Below are 20,912 nucleotides of genomic sequence, written 5' to 3' on the forward strand. Positions count from 1 at the left end.
CCCAGGAACCCACATCATGAAACACACCGGTTTTGCCGCCGCTCACGTCGGCATGCTGCTCTGGGCACTGTTGATCGCTGCATCGTTTTCTGCGGCAGCACAGGTCAGCCAGGCCATCGACCCGATCCTGCTGACCGGTTTGCGCCTGCTGTTCTGCGCCCTGGTGTTTTTGCCGCTGCTGCTGCTCAAGGGCGATACCGCCATGACCGCCCGCGGACTGTTCGGCCATGCCGTACTTGGCTTACTGCTGGCGGTGTATTTCGGCTCGCTGTTCGAGGCACTGCGCTACACCTCGGCCGTCAATACCGGAACGATGTTCACCTTGGTGCCACTGCTGACATTGCTGTTCGAAGCCATATTGATGCCCGACAGCAACCTTAAACAGCGGGTGCTGCCGATGCTGATTGCCGCTGCCGGGGCCGTATTGCTGGTTTTGAAAGGCGCAGGCCCCGGTGAGCTGCCTTCGCCGTATGCAGTGTCGGTGTATGGCGTCGGTTGCCTGGCGATGGCGCTCTACTCGCCCCTGAGTCAACGGCTCAAGGCCAGCAGCCTCAAGGGTCGCGGCCCGGTGGGCATGACTTTCTGGAACATGCTCTTCGGCGCGCTGTTTCTGCTGGCGTTCTGTGGGTTCAGCGGCGGCTGGCGATCGGCGTCATTGCTGACCGTGAGCGATTTCTGGTGGCTGATTTACCTGGCAGTGTTCGCCACGCTGGCGACCTTCTGGTTGCTGCATCGGGCCATCGGCGTCATCGCCCCTTCCTCGGTCATTTCCTACATTTACCTGAGCACGCTGTTCCTCACATTGTTTCACTGGCTCTGGTTACGTCAGTCGCCACTGTCGCTGGAAATCATCGGCGCGCTGCTGGTGGGAGTCGGTATGTGGGCACTGCTGATGTCCAGCCGCCGCGGGGTGCCTGCAGCCGTTCAGGGCTGAAGGCCTCTGGAACCGCCCCACAACTTTCCATGAAAACTCCTACAAGGCATTCTCCTGGCACCATCGTTCCGTTAGGATCACTCGCACAAGTTTGCGCACAGTCAGCGCAAGGAGCACAGCGAGACGGAACAGATGTTGAACAGTAACTTGCTTAGAAAGCTCGATATGCAGGACCTCATGGTGTTTATCGCCGTGTATGAGCAAAGCAGCGTCAGCGGTGTATCCGAGGCGCTCTGCGTCAGCCAGTCCACCGTGAGTTACTGCCTGAAAAAACTGCGTACCAGTTTCGAAGACGAGCTGTTCATCAATACCCGCTCGGGCATGCGCCCCACCTACAAGGCCAGCACCATGTACGCCCACGTGCTGAAGATCCTCGAAAGCATCAACCTGTGTCACGCCGGTGCGCCAGCATTCGACCCCACCCTGCAACCCGTCACCTTCAATATCTGCGCACCGGAATACTTCGAGCAGTTGATCTTGCCGCATTTGTTGAAAAGCTTCGATTTCGCCGACCTGCCAGTCATGGTCAACATGCACAAGTTCGAAACCGACATCCCGGCCGAAGAACTGCGCGACGGCAGCCTTGACCTGGTGATTTGCTTCGGCCCTAATTTCCATCGCAGTCACGGCGACTTCAAATCCCGGATGCTGCTGGAGGACGACCTGGTCTGTGTCTTCGATAAACGTGCCACACCACCGGAACCACGTTTAAGTCTGCAAGCCTTCGTCGAACGCAGGCATGTGTTCCCGACACCCTGGACCTCCACCACCAACATGGTCGACGGCTGGCTGGCGCAGCAGGCGCAAAAACGGCAGATCGTCGCGCGTTCCAACAGCTACAGCGCGGCACTGAAGATGATCACCGGCACCGACTTCATCCTGACCCTGCCTCGGCGTATCCAGCAATTGCTGGCCAACGACGCGATCTTCAATCATTGCGAAGCGCCTGACGGCTTGCCGGGGTTCACCTTGGACATGCAATGGACTCAAAGCGCCGATCAGGACAGCGCCAACGCCTGGTTACGTGAGCAAGTGGTCAAGGCCTGCGCCGAGCAGGAAATGGCCTGAAACTCAGTGGCTGATGGCGACCTTGGTGTAGGACTCTCGATCGATGTCGAGGATTTCCACGGCCAGCTGGACCTCAACATCCGCTGGCCATTCACACAGGTCCTGTACCACCGCCAGCAAGCTCTCGGACAACTGCTTCTTGATCTGAGGTGAACGACCGCTCAACAGTGCCAGTTTCACATGCACGAAGGCCCGTTCACCCAGCGCCGTGCCGACCTTGAACGTCTCGACCTTCACCGCCCGGCTCTTGATGTCGTATTCGGCAGCAAACTGACCGGAAGCCACCAATGCATTGTTGAGCCGGATCAACGCCACGTCGGCATTAAGCTCGAGCAGGTTGGCGGTGTATTCCATGTGCAGGTGAGGCATGACTGAGCTCCTGAAAGTGGGCAGAAAAGGTCGTACATATAACACGGCACTGCCCTCACTCGGGCAGTGGTAACTCCGCGCGCTCACTCATAAAAGCCTCCAGCCTCGACCTCAACCAGCGCTCGGCGGGGTCGGTATCGACATGACTGAGCCAGACCATAGACAGATCCAGGGTTGGCGCCTTGAACGGGAACGGCTCCTTGAACAGCTGGCCGGACGCGGCCATCGCTTCGGCGGCGTAGTCCGGCAGACTGGCGATCAGATCGGTCCCGGCTAGCAAGGCCGGTAGCGAGCTGTATTGCGGCACGGAAAGGACGACGTGGCGCGTACGACCAATCTCCGCCAGCCACTCATCGGCGTAACCACTGACATTGGCGGTGTGGGAAACCAGCACGTGCGGTCGCGCGCAATACTCATCGAGCGTCAATGGTGTGTCCGATGCGTCCGCGCGCAAAATGCTGGGCAGGATGTGCCGCAACAACTTGCGCTTGGCGTTGGCCGGCAGCCCGCGAGTCTGGCTGATACCCACGGTGATATCGCCCGACGCCAGCAAATCCGGAATCCGCCAATAATCGACATGCTGCACCACGAACACCACCTTTGGTGCTTCATGGCGCAAGGCTCGCAGCAACGGCGGCAGCAGGCCAAACTCGACATCGTCCGACAGCCCGATACGAAAGGTCATGGTGCTGCTGGCGGGGTCGAAATCATGGGTCAGGCTCAACGCCACCGACAACGAATCCAGCGCCGGAGACAGGTGCAGAATAATCTCCTCGGCCCGCGCCGTTGGCTCCATACGATGCCCGACACGTATGAACAGTGGGTCGTTGAACATCGTGCGCAAGCGATTGAGCGCCGAACTGATGGTCGGTTGGCCGAGAAACAATTTCTCCGCCACCCGGGTGACGTTGCGTTCGAGCATCAGCGTTTCAAACACCACCATCAGGTTGATGTCGGCCTTGCGTAGTTCGTTACGATTCATCCACTGACCCCGCTCCCCCAAATCTGCTGACAGTTTAGGTAGGTGTCGCAATCGGCGTCTATGCGACACAGGTACATTGCGTTTAACGCAAATGCAGACACCTGACCAATCCTACATCCCGTTCCTGATTTCGTTGCTCGTATGGCGGGACTCGCTTGCGCCTCTAAGCTCAGCAACGATTGGGGCAAAACGGCCCTGGCCATCGAAAACCATTTGAACTCAAAGGAGCCGACCAATGACTAGAGATAAAGCAAAAGACGACAAACACTTCAACTGCACCCAGGACCATGAAGCCGACTACGTCGCCGGCCTTTACCCTCACGCCAAAGAAGAGGTTAAAACGTTCCTCAGGTCGGCCTGCAAGGATAAATCCCTGCACAACTCCACCCACAAGGATGTCTACGATCTGATCAAACGAAAACTGGGCCACTCACAACCATAAAGCCGCCCGATTAAAACGAAGCTGCTCTGACTGAGCAGCTTCACCGCCTGAAGCCTAGATTTCCTTGACCGGTGTCTGATCGTGGGTCCCTTTGATCAAACTGATGGCATGCACACAATCAGACTTGTTGACGTAAGCCTCCCCGCTGGCAATCGTTTCATGATTTCCCGCCCTCAAACGCCACCGCCATTGACCTTTGCCGGTCTGTGCGATGCCACGGGTTTGCCTGTAAATCTCAAAATACATTGCTCGCTCCTTGCGATTGCTGATGACGGCAGATCAGTGATCTGCGAAGCGAGAGTAGATGAGGATTTTTTGCGGCAGGGTCTTTCAATGTCAGGGGATGTTTCGCAGATACAGCCTTGATTGGCGTGACGACCAACAGATTCGGGGGGCGGTAAATTGGGTGACTGGGCTGAGTAACTTTTCCCTTGAAGAGGCATATTTTTCTTACGCTGCCATGCTGTCTGGTCCGACGCAAAAACTCTAATTCGAGCCTTTGTTGATCGCCCAGTAATACATGCCTTACAGACTGTTCACTGATTTTTCTGCTGAGTGGAATTGTCAGCTGACAGGGCCAAAGGCTGTTCTTCCATCAGCACGGCATCTTCCTCAAGTTCTGTTTGAGGTTGAGCCGCTACCGTGGTGGTGATTGGGTCAGGATGGGGCAGTAAACCCCGCCCGGCCCTTTCAATCAGTGAAAGGATTCCATAGGTGATGAAGCCAAAGATCAGTCCAACAACCAAAATGCTCAAAGGGTGAATTTGCACTGCATCGGGGCTTTCCAACATGTAGCTAAAAGCCTGGACAGCAACGGTCAGGCATGCCGCAAATGCTGCCACCAGCTTCACAAACACCCAAATCCGTCGCCATCTGTTCATGCATTCCCCCGTCATCCGGTGATTTGCTCTGTAATTGCATGATAGCTAATGACCAGGGTTACACCGCCAAACAGGCTTTCGAGGCTCATGATGAAAACCACTGACAAGTCGGGTGGCACTTCGACTACTGCGCCAATCGAGAAGGCGTCAACCGGCAACGTCTGGCGCACCATGCCTGGCGGCATCTGGGCGTTGGGCTTCGTCTCGATGCTGATGGACATCTCCTCAGAGATGATCCATGCATTGTTGCCGCTCTATATGGTCACAGTACTGGGCACCTCCGTTTTGGCGGTGGGCCTCATCGAAGGCATAGCCGAGGCTACGGCCTCGATCACCAAGGTATTCTCCGGGGCACTCAGTGATCGATTGGGCAAGCGCAAACTGCTCGCGGCGCTGGGCTATGGGCTGGGGGCACTGTCCAAACCGATCTTTCCTTTGGCGGGCTCGCTGGACTGGCTGATCGGGGCTCGCTTTATCGACCGCATTGGCAAAGGTATTCGCGGCGCCCCGCGCGATGCGTTGGTGGCCGACATCACGCCGCCCGAGATACGGGGGGCAGCTTTCGGCCTGCGGCAAACTCTGGATACCGTGGGTGCATTCCTGGGACCGTTGCTGGCGATCGGATTGATGTGGCTAACCGCGAACCACTTCCAGACTGTGTTCTGGGTGGCCGTCATCCCGGCCTTCCTTGCCGTCGCGGTGCTGCTGGTGTTCGTTCATGAGCCCAAACAAGTGGAAGGGACGCACCGGGTGCGTGCGCCTTTGAGCCGGCGGGAATTAGCCCGACTGGGCGCTGGCTACTGGTGGGTGGTGGGTGTCGCTGCGGTGTTCACCCTGGCGCGCTTCAGTGAAGCCTTTCTGATTCTGCGCGGTCAGGCCGTCGGGCTGGCGCCGATGTGGGCGCCAGCAGTGCTTGTCCTGATGGGGGTGGCGTACTCACTGTCAGCCTATCCCGCCGGAGCCTTGTCTGATCGTGTCAGCCGCGTGGCGGTGCTCGGCGTAGGTCTGATATTGCTGATTGCTGCCGACCTGACTCTGGCGTTCGCGCCGGGTATCGAAGGCCTGATCGTCGGCGTCGTTCTATGGGGGCTGCACATGGGGTTTACCCAAGGGGTATTCGCCGCCCTGATCGCCGATTGCGCGCCGGCTGAACTGCGCGGAACGGCATTTGGCATGTTCAATCTGTTGACCGGGTTGGCCTTGCTGCTGGCCAGCGTCATCGCTGGGGCGCTGTGGGACACGGTAGGCTTCCAAGGCACTTTCTTGATGGGTGGGGGCTTTGCTGTTTTGACTTTGCTGGGATTGTGGGTGATCCAGGCGAGAGTTCAGGTTCGATAGCAGAGAGCGATACCGCCGATGTTTCGCGAGAAGGTCGTACCGTTCGCCGAGAAAACAGGCGGAAAATTTGCCCTAAACGAAACGCCAGAAACGAAAAAGCCCCTGAAATCTTTAACAATTTCAGAGGCTTAGTCTTATTCAATAATGGCGGAGAGATAGGGATTCGAACCCTAGGTACCGGTGAAGGTACAACGGATTTCGAATCCGTCCCATTCGGCCACTCTGGCATCTCTCCAACGGCGCGCATCATAACAACACTTTTGCCGGAAGCGAACCCCCTAAGCGAAATTTTTCCGTGCTATCAGATGCTTGCGTCGATTAAAGCGGTACGCCCAGACGATTGGCGACTTCTTCGTAGGCTTCGATGACGTCACCGAGGCCCTGACGGAAGCGGTCCTTGTCCATTTTTTTGCCGGTGGCCTTGTCCCACAGACGGCAGCCGTCCGGGCTGAATTCGTCGCCCAGGACGATGGAGCCGTCGGAGAACACGCCGAATTCCAGTTTGAAGTCGACCAGCAGCAGGCCGGCGTCGTCGAACAGTTTGCTCAGGACTTCGTTGACCTTGAGCGACAGTTCTTTCATGCGAACCAGTTGCTCGGCGGTGCCCCAACCGAACGCCACGACGTGGGATTCGTTGATGAACGGGTCGCCCTTGGCATCGTCCTTCAGGAACAGTTCGAAGGTGTAAGGGTTGAGCTTCATGCCCTCTTCGACGCCCAGGCGCTTGACCAGGCTGCCGGCGGCGTAGTTACGCACGACGCATTCGACCGGGATCATGTCGAGCTTCTTCACCAGGCATTCGTTGTCGCCCAGCAGTTTGTCGAATTGGGTCGGCACGCCGGCTGCTTCGAGTTTCTGCATGATGAAGGCGTTGAACTTGTTGTTCACCATGCCTTTGCGGTCGAGCTGCTCGATGCGCTTGCCGTCGAACGCCGAAGTGTCGTTGCGAAACAGCAGGATCAAGCGGTCAGCGTCGTCGGTCTTGAAAACCGATTTGGCTTTGCCGCGGTAGAGTTCTTCACGTTTTTCCATGATGGGCTCCGCTTGCTAAGTAGGTGGGCTAGGCGATGTGTCGCCAGTCGAGCCCTGAATCTTGATCGGCCAGTTGCAGCCAGTCCGGGTCGCACCCGAGGGTGTCGACAAAACATTGCCGGGCCAGCTGCGGCAGGTTGTTCTTGCTGCTCAGATGGGCCAGGACCAGGTGTTGCAGGCCTTGCCAGCCCAACTCGGACACCAGGAATGCCGCCTGATGGTTGTTCAAATGCCCCAGTTCACCGCCTACCCGTTGCTTGAGAAAGTACGGGTAGTGACCGCGAGCCAGCATGTCACGGCAATGATTGGACTCGATCATCAACGCATCGAGATCCCGATAGCCGTCCAGCACCTTGTTGCAATACGAGCCCAGGTCGGTCAACAGGCCGAAACGCCGCTCACCGTCACTGAAGACGTATTGCGTCGGTTCCTGTGCATCATGGGCCACGGCAATGACGCCGATGCTCAGTGCGCCGATCTGCAGTTGCTCGCCGCCGGCCAGAAGGCCAGCCGGTTCAATTGGTTTGCGCATCCCGCGCAGGGTACCGCGACTGAGGTAGACAGGCAGATTGTAGCGCCGAGACAGCAAACCCACGCCATGCACGTGATCGGCATGTTCGTGGGTCACGAGTATCGCGCTCAGCTGCGCAGGGCTCACACCCAGGCGCAGCAGGCGTTTTTCGGTTTCCCGCAGGGAAAAACCACAATCCACCAGCACATACGTGTCAGCGCTGGCTATCAGCGTGCCGTTCCCTTGGCTACCGCTGCCGAGAACGGCAAAACGCATGAGATCAGCCCAGATTGTCCTGAATCACGCTCAATACCTTGCGCGCCACATCTGCCGGCGCCACGGTGTTGATGTTTTTCTCGACGGTGACCTGGACGTTGTCGCCAACCTTGCTCAGGCGAACCTGATAACGCTCGGCACGGGCTTCAACTTCTTCCTTGTCCGGCTTGCTGCCGAACAGACCACTGAAGAAACCTGGCTTCTCGTCCTTCTTCTCGGCTTTTTCGGCCAGGTTGATGTAGTACAGACCCAGGCTACGGTTGATGTCTTCAACGCGCCATTCGCCCTGTTCCAACGCACGACCGACGCTCGACCAGGCACGATCCAGGTCGGTGCCGACGTTCAGGACAGGGTTACCGCTGCCGTCTTCGCTCAGGCTGACACGACTCGGCGTATCGGAATCACGCGAAGCCAGCATGGAGACCGAACCGCCCTTCTCCGAGGTGCGGCTCATGCTCGCGAGCATGTCGTCGACCAGTGCCGCGTCCAGGCCAGTGTTGACCGAACGGTTGGTGAAGGCCACGTCGGAGGTGCTACCGGCAGGACGCTCGGCACTGACCACGTAGATTTCACTGGTGTTGCGCTGCACGCCTGGCTCGATGCGGACCCGCACGCGGGTTTCGCTGTCAGCGCCGACACCGGCTGCGCTCAGGCGCTTGGCCATCGCCGCGGACAGTTCGTCGGAATGCTGCCAGGTGGTGGTGAATTCGCCGGTTTGCGGACGCTGTTCGTCCAGACGGAAACCGTTGTCCTGGAAGAACTGCACAGCCACTGGCCAGGCTTCGGCTGGCGGGTTCTGGGCTACGATCCAACGCGAATCACCGGTCTTTTGCAGAGAGTAAGCGCTGGCGTCGGCCCCTGCCGACAACGGCTGCGGACGAGGCACGATGTACTCGCCCTTGACGGTGTCATCGGCCACGTTGCGCGGGATCGGCAACAGCGGATCCAGACGTTTGGCGGTGCTGACATCCGACGGCAGTTGCATGGGTGCAGTCTGTTGCGCTTCCAGGTAATCGCTACCGCGGTCACGGAAATAACCTTCCGGGCCCCAGACCCATCCGCAGCCACTGGTGCTGGAGATGATCAAGGCAAGTGCGGAAAGTCCGGCCAATCGCTTCATGCGTAGTACTTCCTCAATTAAACCAGGACGCCGGACTGGCGCATGGCCTGCCGCAGCGGTTCGTGACAGGCAGCACTGAGCCAGGTGAGCGGCAGACGGATACCGTCCGGCATCAAGCCCATTTCATGCAGTGCCCATTTCACGGGGATAGGGTTGGATTCGATAAACAGGGTTTTATTGAGTGGCATCAGCTTTTCGTGAATCGCGCGGGCCGTCACGGCATCGCCTTTCAGAGCAGCGTTGCACAGGTCGGCCATGTCGCGCGGCGCAACGTTGGCGGTCACTGAAATGTTGCCTTTGCCGCCAAGCAGCATCAGCTCGACTGCGGTGGCGTCATCACCGGAGATCACCAGGAAATCTTTGCTCACGCCGTCGATGATGGCCTTGGCACGGGACAGGTCGCCGGTGGCTTCCTTGATGCCGATGATGTTTTTCACGGTCGACAGGCGGATCACGGTTTCGGCCAGCATGTCGCACGCCGTACGGCCGGGCACGTTATAAAGGATCTGCGGGATGTCGACGGCTTCGGCGATGGCCTTGAAGTGCTGGTACAAGCCTTCCTGGGTCGGCTTGTTGTAATACGGCGTCACCAGCAGGCAAGCATCGGCGCCGGCGGTCTTCGCATTGGTGGTCAGCTCGATGGCTTCGCGCGTCGAGTTGGCGCCGGTACCGGCGATCACAGGAATGCGCCCTGCAACCTGCTTCACCACGTAACGAATCACTTCGATGTGCTCGTTCACGTCAAGGGTGGCCGATTCACCTGTAGTGCCGACCGCCACGATCGCGTGGGTGCCGTTCTGCAGGTGAAAGTCCACCAGTTTGCTCAGGCTGTCCCAGTCGAGACGACCTTGTGCATCCATGGGTGTGACCAGTGCCACCATACTGCCCGCAATCATGCAACCGCTCCTGCCGGAAAAAGAGAGCGGTAATGGTACTGGCGCCAAGATGCTTGTACAAGCGAAGTACTGCGCTGCTGCCATTCCCCTTGGCGCTGCTTTTCGCTACCCTTCAGACTTTGATCGGTACTGATAAGCTCGTACGCCGGGTTCCAGCCTCCATTTTCGGCATCACAAGCCCCGATCCAGCGTTGCCACCCCTCGCTCCTGTCACTCTGGAGCACGTTGCAACCTTCGGCCCGGGTTTTCTGAATTCGCATCCGCAGGCTCGCCCCCGGTAAAAAAAGCCCGTAGAAGTATCGACCGCTCATCGCTTTAGGAATGCTGCATGTCCACCCCCACAGTTCGCGAACAATTCCTTGTCATCAGTGCCCTCGGCGCCAACCCCATGGAGCTGACTAACGTCCTGTGCCGCGCCAGCCATGAAAACCGCTGCGCCGTTGTCACCTCTCGCCTGACGCGTCATGGCGAGTGCAGTGCGTTGATCCTCGAGATCTCCGGCAGCTGGGACGCCCTGGCTCGCCTCGAAGGGAGCCTGCCGAGCCTCGCCAAGAAGCACGCCTTCACCGTTAATGTTGTGCGCAGCGCGGCACTGGAGAATCGTCCTCAGGCCCTGCCATACGTCGCCTATGTCAGCTCGGCTTACCGCTCGGACATCATCAACGAGCTGTGCCAGTTCTTCATGGACCACAACGTCGAGCTGGAAAACCTGACCTGCGACACCTATCAGGCTCCGCAAACCGGCGGCACCATGCTCAATGCCACGTTTACCGTGACCTTGCCGGCCGGTGTGCAGATCAGCTGGCTGCGCGATCAGTTCCTGGATTTCGCCGACGCGCTGAACCTGGATGCCCTGATCGAACCGTGGCGCCCACAAAACCCAATGTAAGGAAGCTTTCATGGCCGTTGCCATCGACCAACCGGTTGCCGACTTCGAAGCACCCGCCACCAGCGGGCAGACCGTCAGCCTCGCGAGCCTCAAAGGCAAGCAGGTGGTGATTTACTTCTATCCGAAGGACAGCACGCCAGGCTGCACCACCCAGGGTCAGGGCTTTCGTGACCAGCTCGATGCCTTTAAAGCCGCCAATACCGAAGTCTTTGGCGTGTCCCGCGACAGCCTTAAATCACACGAAAACTTCAAGGCCAAGCAGGCGTTCACCTTCGAGCTGATCAGCGACAAGGAAGAAGCACTCTGCCAGCAGTTCGACGTGATCAAGCTGAAAAAACTCTACGGCAAAGAATATATGGGCGTTGATCGCAGCACGTTCCTGATCGACAAGGACGGTGTGCTGCGTCAGGAATGGCGTGGTGTGAAGGTGCCAGGCCATGTGGATGCGGTCTTGGCTGCGGCTCAGGCGCTGAACAAGGCCTGATCGTTGACGTCTGTGGGAGCCAGCTCCCACAGACGCTTCACAACAGCGGTGCCACCACCGGCTCTTTGCGCGGCCACGCGTCCAGCACAGCTTTGAACAGGGTCGCCAACGGAATCGCAAAGAACACGCCCCAAAAGCCCCACAGCCCGCCAAACAACAATACCGCGCAGATGATCGCTACCGGATGCAGATTGACCGCTTCCGAGAACAGCAGCGGCACCAGCACGTTGCCGTCCAGCGTCTGGATGATCCCGTAGACCGCCATCAAATAGATGAACTGATCGCTCCAGCCCCACTGGAACAGCGCAATCAACATGACCGGCACGGTCACCACCACTGCGCCGACGTAAGGCACCACCACCGACACGCCCACCAGTAATGCCAGCAGCGCCGCGTAGTTGAGGCCCAGAACAACGAAACCGATGTAGGTCACGCCACCGCAAATGAAAATCTCGATGACCTTGCCGCGAATGTAATTGGCAATCTGCCGGTTCATCTCATGAGCGACGCGGGTGATCAGCGCCCGCTCACGGGGCAAGTAGCCACGCACCCACTGACCGATCATCTCCCGGTCCTTGAGAAAGAAAAACACCAGGATCGGCACCAGCACCAGGTAGATCATGATGTTCACCAGCAGCGGCAGACTCGACAGCGAAAACGTCAGCGCCCACTGACCGAACTTGCCAATCTCGCCCCGCGCCACTTCGATGGCTTGCAGCACCTGCTCATCGGACACCAGATGCGGATAGCGCTCGGGCAGCAGCAGTAACAGCGACTGCCATTTGGCGAGCATGCCGGGTAACTCGTTGAACAGCGTAATCAACTGATGCCAGAGCAACGGCACCACAACCACGATGAACACCAGCAATAGCCCCATGAACAACGCAAAGACTAATCCCACCGCCACCCCGCCCGGCATGCGCAGGCGTTCGAGAGTGACGACCAACCCTTGCATCAGATACGCCAGCACCATCCCGGCCAGCACTGGCGCAAGCATGCCGCCCAGCGTTAGCACGGCGGTAAACGCCAGAAACAGCAGGACCGCCAGCACCACGGCCTCTTCATCGGAGAAGTAGCGCTGAATCCAGTCGCGTAACACTTTGAACATCAATAATCCTTAGAAACGAACGCAGCAGAATTCAGGCTTTTTTCAACCAGTAGCGATAAACACCCGAGTCATCTTCTTCACGAAGCAGCGTATGACCAGCCAATCGGGCAAAGGTGCGGAAGTCGCGCTGTGAGCCCGCATCGGTGGCGATTACCTTCAGCACTGCCCCGCTGGCCAGTCGATTGAGTTCCATCTTGGCCTTGAGCAACGGCAAGGGGCAATTCAAGCCGCTGGCGTCGAGCTCGGCGTCATGGGCTACAGCGTCGGTCATTGCATCACTCCGGGGGCAGGTGGTCGAGCGGCTAGAATATCTGGTCCGAAGCGTAGTGTCCGGCTACAGTAAGGTCTTTGTCGACTAAGGCTTTGTGCATGACTTTTTTGCGCCCTACCCTGCTGACGCTCGCTTGCCTGCTCGCCTCACCGGGCTTCGCCGACGACCTGCCGTCACTCGGCGACGCCAGTTCTGCCATCGTCTCGCCGCAACAGGAACATCAGTTGGGCCGTGCCTGGCTGGCGCTGTTGCGCAGCCAGGTTTCGCAGCTCAACGATCCACAGCTCAAGGACTACGTCGAATCCAGCGTCTACAGGCTGGTAGAGACCAGCCAGGTCAATGACCGGCGCCTGGAATTCATCCTGATCAACAGCCCGCAACTCAACGCCTTCGCCGCACCGGGCGGCATTGTCGGGGTTAACGGCGGCTTGTTCCTCAATGCCCAGACCGAAGGCGAATATGCCTCGGTCCTCGCTCACGAATTGGCTCACTTGTCGCAGCGCCACTTCGCCCGTGGCGTCGAAGCCCAACAGCGCATGCAGGTGCCGATGATGGCCGCGCTGCTGGCCGGGATCGTGATTGCCGCAGCTGGCGCCGGCGATGCCGGGATCGCGGCCATTGCGGGCACGCAGGCGGCAGCCATCCAGGAACAACGGCGTTTCTCACGCCAGAACGAACAGGAAGCTGACCGCATTGGCATCCTCAATCTGGAAAAGGCCGGTTACGATCCGCGCTCGATGCCGACCATGTTCGAGCGATTGGCGCGCCAATACCGCTTTGACGCCAAGCCACCGGAATTTCTGCTGACTCACCCGGTGACCGAGTCGCGGATCGCTGACACGCGCAATCGCGCCGAGCAGGCCAAAGCGGGCGGTATCGAAGACACGGTGCGTTATCAGTTGATTCGTGCACGGGTCCAGTTGATCTATGAAGAAACCCCAGGCCTGGGCGCCAAACGCTTTCGCGCCCAGCTTGATGAAAACCCGAAAAATGATGTCGCTCGCTATGGCCTGGCCATCGCCCAGATCAAGGGCGGCCAGCTGAATGAAGCACGGGAAAACCTCAAGCTGCTTCTGGCCAAGTCGCCGAACGAGATCATCTACAATCTGGCGCAGGTCGATCTGGACATTACCAATAATCGCCTGCCGGACGCCCAGTCCCGGGTTGACCGGATGTTGACGCAGTATCCCGGCAACTATCCGCTGAATTCGGTGCGTGTTGACCTGCTGCTCAAGCAGAACCGTGCGCCCGACGCGGAAAAAGCACTGGAGAATCTGCTCAAGAGCCGTCCTGACGATCCGGACGTCTGGTACATGGTGGCCGAGACTCGCGGCCTGTCAGGCAACATCATCGGACTGCATCAGGCCCGCGCCGAGTATTTCGCCCTGGTCGGGGATTACCGTCAGGCCATTCAGCAACTGGACTTCGCCAAGCGCAAGGCAGGCACCAACTTCCCGCTGTCGTCGCGGATCGATGCACGGCAACGAGAGCTGATGGAACAGGAGCGCATGATCAAGGACATGATGGGCTGACACTTTTCAGCAGGCACAAAAAAACCGCCTCTTTCGAGGCGGTTTTTTATTGAACCGACAACCGGATTATTCAGCCAGTTTGAAGGTGATGAAGCTGGCGCGTCCTTGACGCAGAACCCGCATCGACACCGAGCGGTTCTTCGGCAGCGCCTTGGCGATATCCGTGAACTCCTTGGCGGAACCGATTGCCTGATTATTCAGGTGAGTGATCACATCGCCTGGCTGCAGGCCAATCAGAGAAGCAGGACCGTCCTGGACTTCCTTGATCACGACGCCGCCTTTGAGGTCGTAGGTTTTCTTCTGCTCATCAGTCAACTCTGCCACGGAAACACCCAGGCGATTGCTGCTGCGCTCGGTAGAAGATTTCGGCAGCGCATCCAGCTCTTTGCCTTCTTCCGGGATAGCGCCGACAGTCAACTCGACATTCTTGCGCTTGCCTTCGCGAATCACTTCCAGATCAGCTTTCGAGCCGGCCTTTAGCGCGCCCACCAGGTGTGGCAGATCGGCGGACATGACGATCGGTTGGCCGTTCATGCTCAGGATCACGTCCCCTACTTGCAGGCCACCCTTGGCAGCCGGGCCGTCATCCTGGATCTGAGCCACCAGCGCGCCGGCTGGCTTATCCAGACCGAAAGATTCGGCCAGGTCCTTGTTCACTTCCTGAATCACCACACCCAACCAGCCACGGCTGACTTTGCCACCGCTTTTGAGCTGATTGGAAACGTCCATGGCTACGTCGATTGGGATCGCGAACGACACGCCCATGAAGCCGCCGGAACGGGTGTAGATCTGCGAGTTGATGCCCACCACTTCACCGGCCAGGTTGAACAGCGGACCACCAGAGTTACCTGGGTTGATCGGCACGTCGGTCTGGATGAACGGCACATAATTTTCGTTCGGCAGGCTGCGACCGATGGCGCTGACGATACCTTGGGTCACGGTATGGTCGAAACCGAATGGCGAGCCAATAGCCACGACCCACTGGCCGGCTTTCAGATCCTGAGATTTGCCCAGTTTCAGGACCGGCAGATCCTTGCCTTCGATTTTCAACAACGCCACGTCGGAACGTGGATCGGTACCAACCAGTTTGGCTTTCAATTCGCTGCGGTCAGCGAGGCGGACGAGGATTTCGTCTGCATCGGCAATCACATGGTTGTTGGTCAGGATGTAGCCATCAGACGAGATGATGAAACCCGACCCCAAGGATTGGGCTTCACGCTGACGATCACCGCGGGGCGTACGCGGCTGTGGCGGCATACCGCGTTCGAAGAACTCGCGCAACATGGGCGGCAAGCCTTCAAGGTCGGGCATCTGCTCATTGACTTTGCGATCCGGCAGTTTCTGCGTGGTACTGATGTTTACCACCGCGGGTGAGGCCTGCTCGACCAACTGAGTGAAGTCAGGCAACTCGGCCGCCTGAACAGCGACCGCCTGACCAAGCACCAGCACGGTGGCAAAAATAGAAAGATAAGATTTCAAGCGTGGTATCGACATACGGCTCCCGTTACGACGAGCATGGTTAAGCGATATGGAGCAAGGAACACCGGGAACGATACGCCGGTATTTTTGTTCCGGGAACAACAAACAAGGCCAGAGCCGAGGGGCTCTGACCTATAGAAAAAATCGGGGATGATTGCAAGTTGAAATGCTCACCAAACATTTCGATTTCAGCTCACTACTTGGTTGCAGTGGCGTCGCTGCGCATGGATAGCGCAATCCGTTCAGCGGTGCCAATTGGAATCTCACCGACTACGGTCACCATCATCTCGCCTTGCGGGGTAGTCAAGCGTCGGGAAACTGCAACGGTCGGCCCCAACTGGGTGCGAGTGTCAGTAATTGTTGCGCCATTCAACGGCTCAAGGAAAACCGAGAAACGGGCCAGACCATCGTCATACATCAGACTGTTGACTTGGGTTTTGGTCTCTGGATCCTTGCGGGAGGTACTGCTGGTCAGCTCGAAACCAGGTGGTAACCAGTCCGAACGCCATACTTGCGCGGCCTTGATTGCAGAAGCCTTGTCACTGTCGAGAGCAACCGTTTTGCAATCGGCGCCAGGCTGCAAGTCGCTGTCGGACGGAATATCGGCGGTATCCAGTTGCGTGAACTGGAATCGCTCCAGCAACTGCCCTCGTTCATTCAGAAGCAATGATTTGAGAGGCAGGCCGGTTTCTTTATCCAGATGCAATTCAAAACCGTAGCGGTGTTGATCGCGAGGTTTCAGTGAAACGATTACTGCCGCACGCCCGGCCACACGCGACTTGCCAATGACGGCAAGGTCGTACCAATTCTTTAGCTTTTGTGGATCAAGTGCACGAGCAGCGGAGCTGGGGGAATCTCCAAGCCCTGCTATCAGAATGCCGCTGACGCATTGAGTACGCCCATCAATGCGCACGACTTCCTGTGCCGAGCCGTCGAGCTGGAGTAAACGCTCGCGGACCTTGCCATCCTGGACGCGGTGCCAGATGTTGTGGGTAGAAAAACTACCGTTACGCTCGTAGACGAATGTACCGTGAAAGCTTTGCTGTTGCTCGGCTTGGCCCAGACGGGTCAACCAGTCCTGGGCTTCATCAGCATGGGCTGGAACAACAAACCAGCCACCGAGCAGAAGCGTAAGTAGAGGGATGGCGCGCATGATCCTCCTTAACGGTTTTCCAGACTTGCTGCACGAGCGTAAGGCAGAGCGCTCTCAGTACCTTTCAGTGCAGCCTGTTGAGCATGTTGGCGCAAGTAGCCTGGCAGACGCTGATCGTGCCAGCCTGGCTGACCTTGCAATACGCCGTTGGCCATAGGGCCAGTGGCTTCCGAACTCTCATTGTAGCCTGCTAATACAGCTGGACCCTTGACCTGAGGAACGGCCAGACCCGGTTGACTGGATTGTTGAGCCAGTTCGACCCCAGCGATCTCGTCCTGGTTATACAGACGAACACCTGCCAGCACGGCGAGGGTTACCGAAGCAGCGACCGCCAGACGACCCAGGCTGCGCCATGGACCACGGGAGGCTTTTGCAGGTACAGCTTCGTCAGCCAGCGCAGCAGAGACTGCCGCAGCGATATCCAGACGTGGAAGCAGCAAATCCTTGTGCATAACTGCCCGAGCGATTTGATAACGAGCCCAGGTATCACGGGTTTCAACATCGTCAAAGGCATTCAATACCCGACGCAATTCCAATTCGTCCGCTTCGTTATCCATCACTGCGGACAGCGATTCCTGCAGGGCTTCACGACTCATGGCGTTCCTCTCTTGGCTGTCGCCGCTGTCTCAGTTTTCCTGCAACAACGGCTGCAGGGCTTTATCGATGGCTTCCCGAGCGCGGAAAATCCGGGAGCGCACGGTACCCACCGGACATTGCATGACGGCCGCAATGTCCTCGTAACTCAGACCATCGAATTCACGTAAAGTTAAAGCCGTACGCAAATCTTCTGGCAGTTGCTGAATGGTTCGATGGACGGTGCCTTCGATCTCATCCCGCAGCAATGCACGTTCTGGCGACTCGAGATCCTTGAGGCCATGATCGCCATCGTAGAACTCTGCATCCTCGGAACTGACATCGCTATCCGGCGGCCGACGGCCGCGTGAAACCAGATAGTTTTTCGCCGTGTTGATGGCGATGCGGTAAAGCCACGTATAAAACGCGCTGTCCCCGCGAAAATTTCCAAGTGCACGGTACGCCTTGATAAAGGCTTCCTGCGCCACATCCTGGGCTTCATGGGTGTCGTGCACGAAACGCACGATCAACCCGAGAATTTTGTGCTGGTATTTCAGCACTAGCAGATCGAAAGCTCGCTTGTCGCCGCGCTGAACGCGTTCGACCAGCTGCTGATCCTCTTCCTGGGTTAGCATGAACACTCCTCGATAAGCTCGGAGGAGGCTTGCATAACTAAACAATCAGACTTGCAAACATAGACTCGGGCTTTTCGCAAAAGTTCTCCCCCTCCAAGCAAGTTTCCTGCGGGCTCTGATTTGGCACGCACGAAAAGCGCAGCGCGGGTCAACCCGGCTGCGCGAATAATCTTGTCATCGGATTCGCCGGCAAGGATCAAATCACAGATCCCGCGTTGAAGCCGACACTGTCCCTTGAATCAGGCAACGGTCTATTGATCTTGGGCCTTTGGCAAAAGTTCCAAATATTTATAGCTGCGCAAGATCGACATTGTGCAACCGTGAATAGAAAAAGACTGTTAAATCGTTGATACAGTCGTCTTGTCGCCGAACCGGCCAAAAAACCATCCGACGAAGCGTCAGGTATTTTCCGTCACAGTAGTTTCACAATGCCATGCGTGCTCGCTATTGTGCCGCTCCCCCCCTCTATATACTAGTGGGCTGTGTGGCTGTCTTGACTCGCCGATCCAGGTGTCTTGCGCCAACCCCGACCCGGGTCGCTTTGAGCGGAATCCTGAAATGAGCCAACAGTTTCAACACGATGTTCTGGTAATTGGCAGCGGTGCTGCCGGCTTGAGCCTTGCGCTGACCTTGCCCGGTCATTTGCGCATCGCCGTACTGAGCAAAGGCGACCTCGCCAATGGCTCGACTTTCTGGGCGCAGGGTGGCGTCGCTGCCGTCCTGGATGACACCGACACCGTTGAATCACATGTCGATGACACCCTCAATGCTGGCGGGGGTCTGTGCCACGAAGACGCCGTGCGCTTTACCGTCGAGCACAGTAAAGAGGCGATTCAATGGCTGATCGATCAAGGCGTGCCCTTCACCCGCGATGAGCAGTCCGGCACCGAAGATGGCGGATTCGAGTTCCACCTGACCCGCGAAGGCGGTCACAGCCATCGGCGCATCATCCATGCCGCCGATGCCACGGGCGCAGCGATTTTCAGAACCTTGCTCGACAAGGCCAGGCAACGACCGAACATCGAACTGCTGGAGCAGCGAGTCGCGATCGACCTGATCACCGAAAAGCGCCTGGGCCTTGAAGGTGATCGCTGCCTCGGCGCCTACGTCCTCAATCGCGGGACCGGTGAAGTCGACACCTACGGCGCTCGCTTCGTGATCCTCGCATCGGGCGGCGCAGCAAAGGTCTACCTCTATACCAGCAACCCCGACGGCGCCTGCGGTGATGGCATTGCCATGGCCTGGCGTTCGGGCTGCCGGGTGGCGAATCTGGAGTTCAACCAGTTCCACCCCACTTGCCTGTATCACCCGCAAGCCAAGAGTTTCCTGATCACCGAAGCCCTGCGCGGCGAAGGCGCACACTTGAAGCTGCCCAACGGCGAACGCTTCATGCAACGCTTCGACCCTCGCGCCGAGCTGGCCCCGCGCGACATCGTCGCCCGGGCCATCGACCATGAAATGAAGCGCCTGGGCGTCGATTGTGTCTATCTGGACATCAGCCACAAGCCGGAAGCGTTCATCAAGACTCACTTCCCGACGGTGTACGAACGCTGCCTCGAATTCTCCATCGACATCACCAAGCAACCGATTCCAGTGGTTCCGGCGGCGCACTACACCTGCGGCGGCGTGATGGTCGACCAGCATGGTCGCACCGATGTGCCGGGGCTATATGCCATTGGCGAAACCAGCTTCACCGGCCTGCACGGCGCCAACCGCATGGCCAGCAACTCGTTACTCGAGTGTTTCGTTTACGCGCGTTCGGCGGCGGCGGACATTCTTGAGCAGCTGCCGCAGGTTTCGGTTCCGATCGCCCTGCCCGTCTGGGATGCGAGCCAGGTCACCGACTCCGATGAGGACGTGATCATTGCGCACAACTGGGACGAACTGCGGCGATTCATGTGGGACTACGTCGGCATCGTGCGCACCAACAAGCGCTTGCAACGGGCACAGCACCGCGTGCGTCTGTTGCTGGATGAAATCGACGAGTTCTACAGCAACTACAAGGTCAGTCGGGACTTGATCGAATTGCGTAACCTGGCCCAAGTGGCCGAGCTGATGATCCAGTCAGCCATGGAACGCAAGGAAAGTCGCGGTCTGCATTACACCCTCGACTATCCGAACATGCTGCCGATTGCCCTGGACACTATTCTGGTGCCGCCCACCTACGTCGACTGAACGTGAGCCGAACCCGCAGGCGCCGGTGCAGATCCGCCGCCTGCGAGTCGCGGGGAACGCAGATTGATCTGACCCGCCGCTCGTCTCGCAGTCGAAAACGCAGCACCACAATCAATGGCAATGCCAAGCTGTCCGGTCGCAACTGCACTGGCTGCCAACCTGTAGCCTGATTCCACAATTGCCAGCCATCGGCATCGCGACGCAAGCCGCGAAATGCCTGAGGGTGCGTCAGTAGAATATGCCTCGGCAACGCCCAAAAGCCGTGAATCACGCACAGCACAACGCCGAGCAGACTGGCCCAGACCGGTATAGAGAGTAGGCACAGCGAACCCAGCGCGAACAGCTGGGCCAGAAGATACGCCGCCAGCAAATGCCGTGAGGCATGCCAGCGGCATTCGAACGCATTACTTGGGCTGGACACGATCCAGGATCATGCGAACCATGCGCTGAAGCTCCGGATCTTCCGATTCGGCGCGCTCCATGAACCAGCCGAACATGTCCTGATCTTCGCATTCGAGCAGCTTGCGGTAGCAATCGCGGTCGACATCATTGAGGTGCGGATAGACCTCTTTGACGAACGGTACCAGCAACACGTCAAGCTCAAGCATGCCGCGGCGGCTGTGCCAGTAGAGGCGATTCAGTTCAACATCTTCGACCATGGAGCGCTCCTCAAATAGGCGGCAAGTATACAGCCCCAGGCGGAGTCGAACACTCGGCTTTGGTCGGCCACCACGATCCTTTGTGAACTACCCATTTCAAGAGCG

The 20,912-nt window shown here is 58.1% G+C and carries 24 protein-coding genes and 1 tRNA gene; 8 read left to right on the top strand and 17 right to left on the bottom strand.

The window, feature by feature from the left end; genetic code table 11:
• The first annotated feature begins 16 nt into the window (after positions 1–16).
• Together ACA056_RS21660 and ACA056_RS21665 are read left to right on the top strand one after the other, a co-directional pair.
• Positions 17–934 (top strand): DMT family transporter, encoded by a 918-nt coding sequence (locus tag ACA056_RS21660; RefSeq protein WP_497267638.1) that lies wholly within the window; start codon positions 17–19, stop codon positions 932–934.
• Between the two features lie 132 nt (positions 935–1,066).
• Entirely contained in the window at positions 1,067–2,002 is a 936-nt protein-coding gene (locus ACA056_RS21665) for a LysR family transcriptional regulator (RefSeq protein ID WP_497267640.1), read from the top strand.
• A gap of 3 nt (positions 2,003–2,005) precedes the next feature.
• Here ACA056_RS21665 and ACA056_RS21670 read toward each other — a convergent pair whose 3' ends face one another.
• On the bottom strand, positions 2,006–2,371 hold the full coding sequence (locus tag ACA056_RS21670) for a 5-carboxymethyl-2-hydroxymuconate Delta-isomerase (RefSeq protein WP_497267642.1): 366 nt from the start codon (positions 2,369–2,371) through the stop codon (positions 2,006–2,008).
• A 55-nt stretch (positions 2,372–2,426) separates the two neighbouring features.
• Positions 2,427–3,353, bottom strand: coding sequence for a LysR substrate-binding domain-containing protein (locus tag ACA056_RS21675; RefSeq protein WP_497267644.1), 927 nt, complete (start codon positions 3,351–3,353; stop codon positions 2,427–2,429).
• 235 nt (positions 3,354–3,588) lie between these two features.
• Between ACA056_RS21675 and ACA056_RS21680 the strand changes: the two genes are divergently transcribed.
• Complete coding sequence (locus tag ACA056_RS21680) at positions 3,589–3,795, top strand: hypothetical protein (RefSeq protein WP_497267646.1); 207 nt, start codon at positions 3,589–3,591, stop codon at positions 3,793–3,795.
• A gap of 54 nt (positions 3,796–3,849) precedes the next feature.
• Here the strand turns inward: ACA056_RS21680 and ACA056_RS21685 are convergent, their stop codons facing one another.
• Both ACA056_RS21685 and ACA056_RS21690 read right to left on the bottom strand, forming a co-directional pair.
• Entirely contained in the window at positions 3,850–4,041 is a 192-nt protein-coding gene (locus ACA056_RS21685; RefSeq protein ID WP_008074435.1) for a YegP family protein, read from the bottom strand.
• A gap of 290 nt (positions 4,042–4,331) precedes the next feature.
• Complete coding sequence (locus ACA056_RS21690; protein ID WP_497267648.1) at positions 4,332–4,676, bottom strand: hypothetical protein; 345 nt, start codon at positions 4,674–4,676, stop codon at positions 4,332–4,334.
• A gap of 90 nt (positions 4,677–4,766) precedes the next feature.
• On the opposite strand from ACA056_RS21690, the gene ACA056_RS21695 reads away from it, so the two are divergent.
• Positions 4,767–6,014, top strand: a complete 1,248-nt coding sequence (locus ACA056_RS21695; protein ID WP_497273579.1) for an MFS transporter — start codon at positions 4,767–4,769, stop codon at positions 6,012–6,014.
• A 145-nt stretch (positions 6,015–6,159) separates the two neighbouring features.
• Here ACA056_RS21695 and ACA056_RS21700 read toward each other — a convergent pair.
• The 5 genes from ACA056_RS21700 to dapA all read right to left on the bottom strand — a co-directional run bounded on the left by ACA056_RS21700 (position 6,160) and on the right by dapA (position 9,849).
• A tRNA-Ser gene (locus tag ACA056_RS21700) sits at positions 6,160–6,249 on the bottom strand.
• Between the two features lie 83 nt (positions 6,250–6,332).
• Positions 6,333–7,046 (bottom strand): phosphoribosylaminoimidazolesuccinocarboxamide synthase, encoded by a 714-nt coding sequence (gene purC / locus ACA056_RS21705; RefSeq protein WP_008034929.1) that lies wholly within the window; start codon positions 7,044–7,046, stop codon positions 6,333–6,335.
• 28 nt (positions 7,047–7,074) lie between these two features.
• Positions 7,075–7,833, bottom strand: coding sequence for an MBL fold metallo-hydrolase (locus ACA056_RS21710; RefSeq protein WP_282377197.1), 759 nt, complete (start codon positions 7,831–7,833; stop codon positions 7,075–7,077).
• A gap of 4 nt (positions 7,834–7,837) precedes the next feature.
• The gene (bamC, locus tag ACA056_RS21715; RefSeq protein WP_309677332.1) at positions 7,838–8,953 is read right to left on the bottom strand and encodes an NlpB/DapX family lipoprotein; all 1,116 of its coding nucleotides are present in this window, start codon (positions 8,951–8,953) and stop codon (positions 7,838–7,840) included.
• A gap of 17 nt (positions 8,954–8,970) precedes the next feature.
• A complete protein-coding gene (gene dapA / locus ACA056_RS21720) occupies positions 8,971–9,849 on the bottom strand; it encodes a 4-hydroxy-tetrahydrodipicolinate synthase (RefSeq protein ID WP_497267651.1) in 879 nt (292 codons plus the stop codon).
• A gap of 328 nt (positions 9,850–10,177) precedes the next feature.
• Between dapA and ACA056_RS21725 the strand changes: the two genes are divergently transcribed.
• Entirely contained in the window at positions 10,178–10,738 is a 561-nt protein-coding gene (locus tag ACA056_RS21725; protein ID WP_008034925.1) for a glycine cleavage system transcriptional repressor, read from the top strand.
• Between the two features lie 10 nt (positions 10,739–10,748).
• Positions 10,749–11,222, top strand: a complete 474-nt coding sequence (locus tag ACA056_RS21730) for a peroxiredoxin (RefSeq protein ID WP_033054060.1) — start codon at positions 10,749–10,751, stop codon at positions 11,220–11,222.
• Positions 11,223–11,259: 37 nt separating this feature from the next.
• Here the strand turns inward: ACA056_RS21730 and ACA056_RS21735 are convergent, their stop codons facing one another.
• Together ACA056_RS21735 and ACA056_RS21740 are read right to left on the bottom strand one after the other, a co-directional pair.
• Positions 11,260–12,330, bottom strand: a complete 1,071-nt coding sequence (locus ACA056_RS21735) for an AI-2E family transporter (protein WP_046055715.1) — start codon at positions 12,328–12,330, stop codon at positions 11,260–11,262.
• 31 nt (positions 12,331–12,361) lie between these two features.
• Positions 12,362–12,601: a sulfurtransferase TusA family protein gene (locus tag ACA056_RS21740; protein ID WP_497267654.1), complete on the bottom strand. Its 240-nt coding sequence runs from the start codon at positions 12,599–12,601 to the stop codon at positions 12,362–12,364.
• Between the two features lie 98 nt (positions 12,602–12,699).
• Here ACA056_RS21740 and ACA056_RS21745 point away from each other — a divergent pair, with 98 nt between their 5' ends.
• Positions 12,700–14,133, top strand: coding sequence for a M48 family metalloprotease (locus ACA056_RS21745; protein ID WP_497267656.1), 1,434 nt, complete (start codon positions 12,700–12,702; stop codon positions 14,131–14,133).
• A gap of 66 nt (positions 14,134–14,199) precedes the next feature.
• Here ACA056_RS21745 and ACA056_RS21750 read toward each other — a convergent pair whose 3' ends face one another.
• From ACA056_RS21750 to rpoE, 4 genes are all read right to left on the bottom strand, one after another.
• Complete coding sequence (locus ACA056_RS21750; RefSeq protein WP_497267658.1) at positions 14,200–15,627, bottom strand: DegQ family serine endoprotease; 1,428 nt, start codon at positions 15,625–15,627, stop codon at positions 14,200–14,202.
• Between the two features lie 181 nt (positions 15,628–15,808).
• On the bottom strand, positions 15,809–16,765 hold the full coding sequence (locus ACA056_RS21755; RefSeq protein WP_497267660.1) for a MucB/RseB C-terminal domain-containing protein: 957 nt from the start codon (positions 16,763–16,765) through the stop codon (positions 15,809–15,811).
• Positions 16,766–16,773: 8 nt separating this feature from the next.
• Positions 16,774–17,361, bottom strand: a complete 588-nt coding sequence (locus tag ACA056_RS21760) for a sigma-E factor negative regulatory protein (RefSeq protein WP_033054066.1) — start codon at positions 17,359–17,361, stop codon at positions 16,774–16,776.
• 30 nt (positions 17,362–17,391) lie between these two features.
• Positions 17,392–17,973, bottom strand: a complete 582-nt coding sequence (gene rpoE / locus ACA056_RS21765) for an RNA polymerase sigma factor RpoE/AlgU (RefSeq protein WP_007944079.1) — start codon at positions 17,971–17,973, stop codon at positions 17,392–17,394.
• 558 nt (positions 17,974–18,531) lie between these two features.
• On the opposite strand from rpoE, the gene nadB reads away from it, so the two are divergent.
• A complete protein-coding gene (gene nadB, locus ACA056_RS21770) occupies positions 18,532–20,148 on the top strand; it encodes an L-aspartate oxidase (protein WP_497267663.1) in 1,617 nt (538 codons plus the stop codon).
• On the opposite strand, the gene ACA056_RS21775 is transcribed toward nadB, so the two are convergent.
• Both ACA056_RS21775 and ACA056_RS21780 read right to left on the bottom strand, forming a co-directional pair.
• Positions 20,117–20,569, bottom strand: coding sequence for a protein YgfX (locus ACA056_RS21775; protein ID WP_497267665.1), 453 nt, complete (start codon positions 20,567–20,569; stop codon positions 20,117–20,119). The genes nadB and ACA056_RS21775 overlap by 32 nt on opposite strands.
• Positions 20,553–20,807 carry an FAD assembly factor SdhE gene (locus ACA056_RS21780; RefSeq protein ID WP_007944081.1) on the bottom strand — a complete coding sequence of 85 codons (255 nt, stop codon included), beginning with the start codon at positions 20,805–20,807 and terminating at the stop codon, positions 20,553–20,555. Before ACA056_RS21780 ends, ACA056_RS21775 begins: the two co-directional genes overlap by 17 nt.
• Positions 20,808–20,912 lie beyond the last annotated feature (105 nt).

The sequence above is a fragment of the Pseudomonas sp. LBUM1666 genome, from assembly GCF_059695775.1.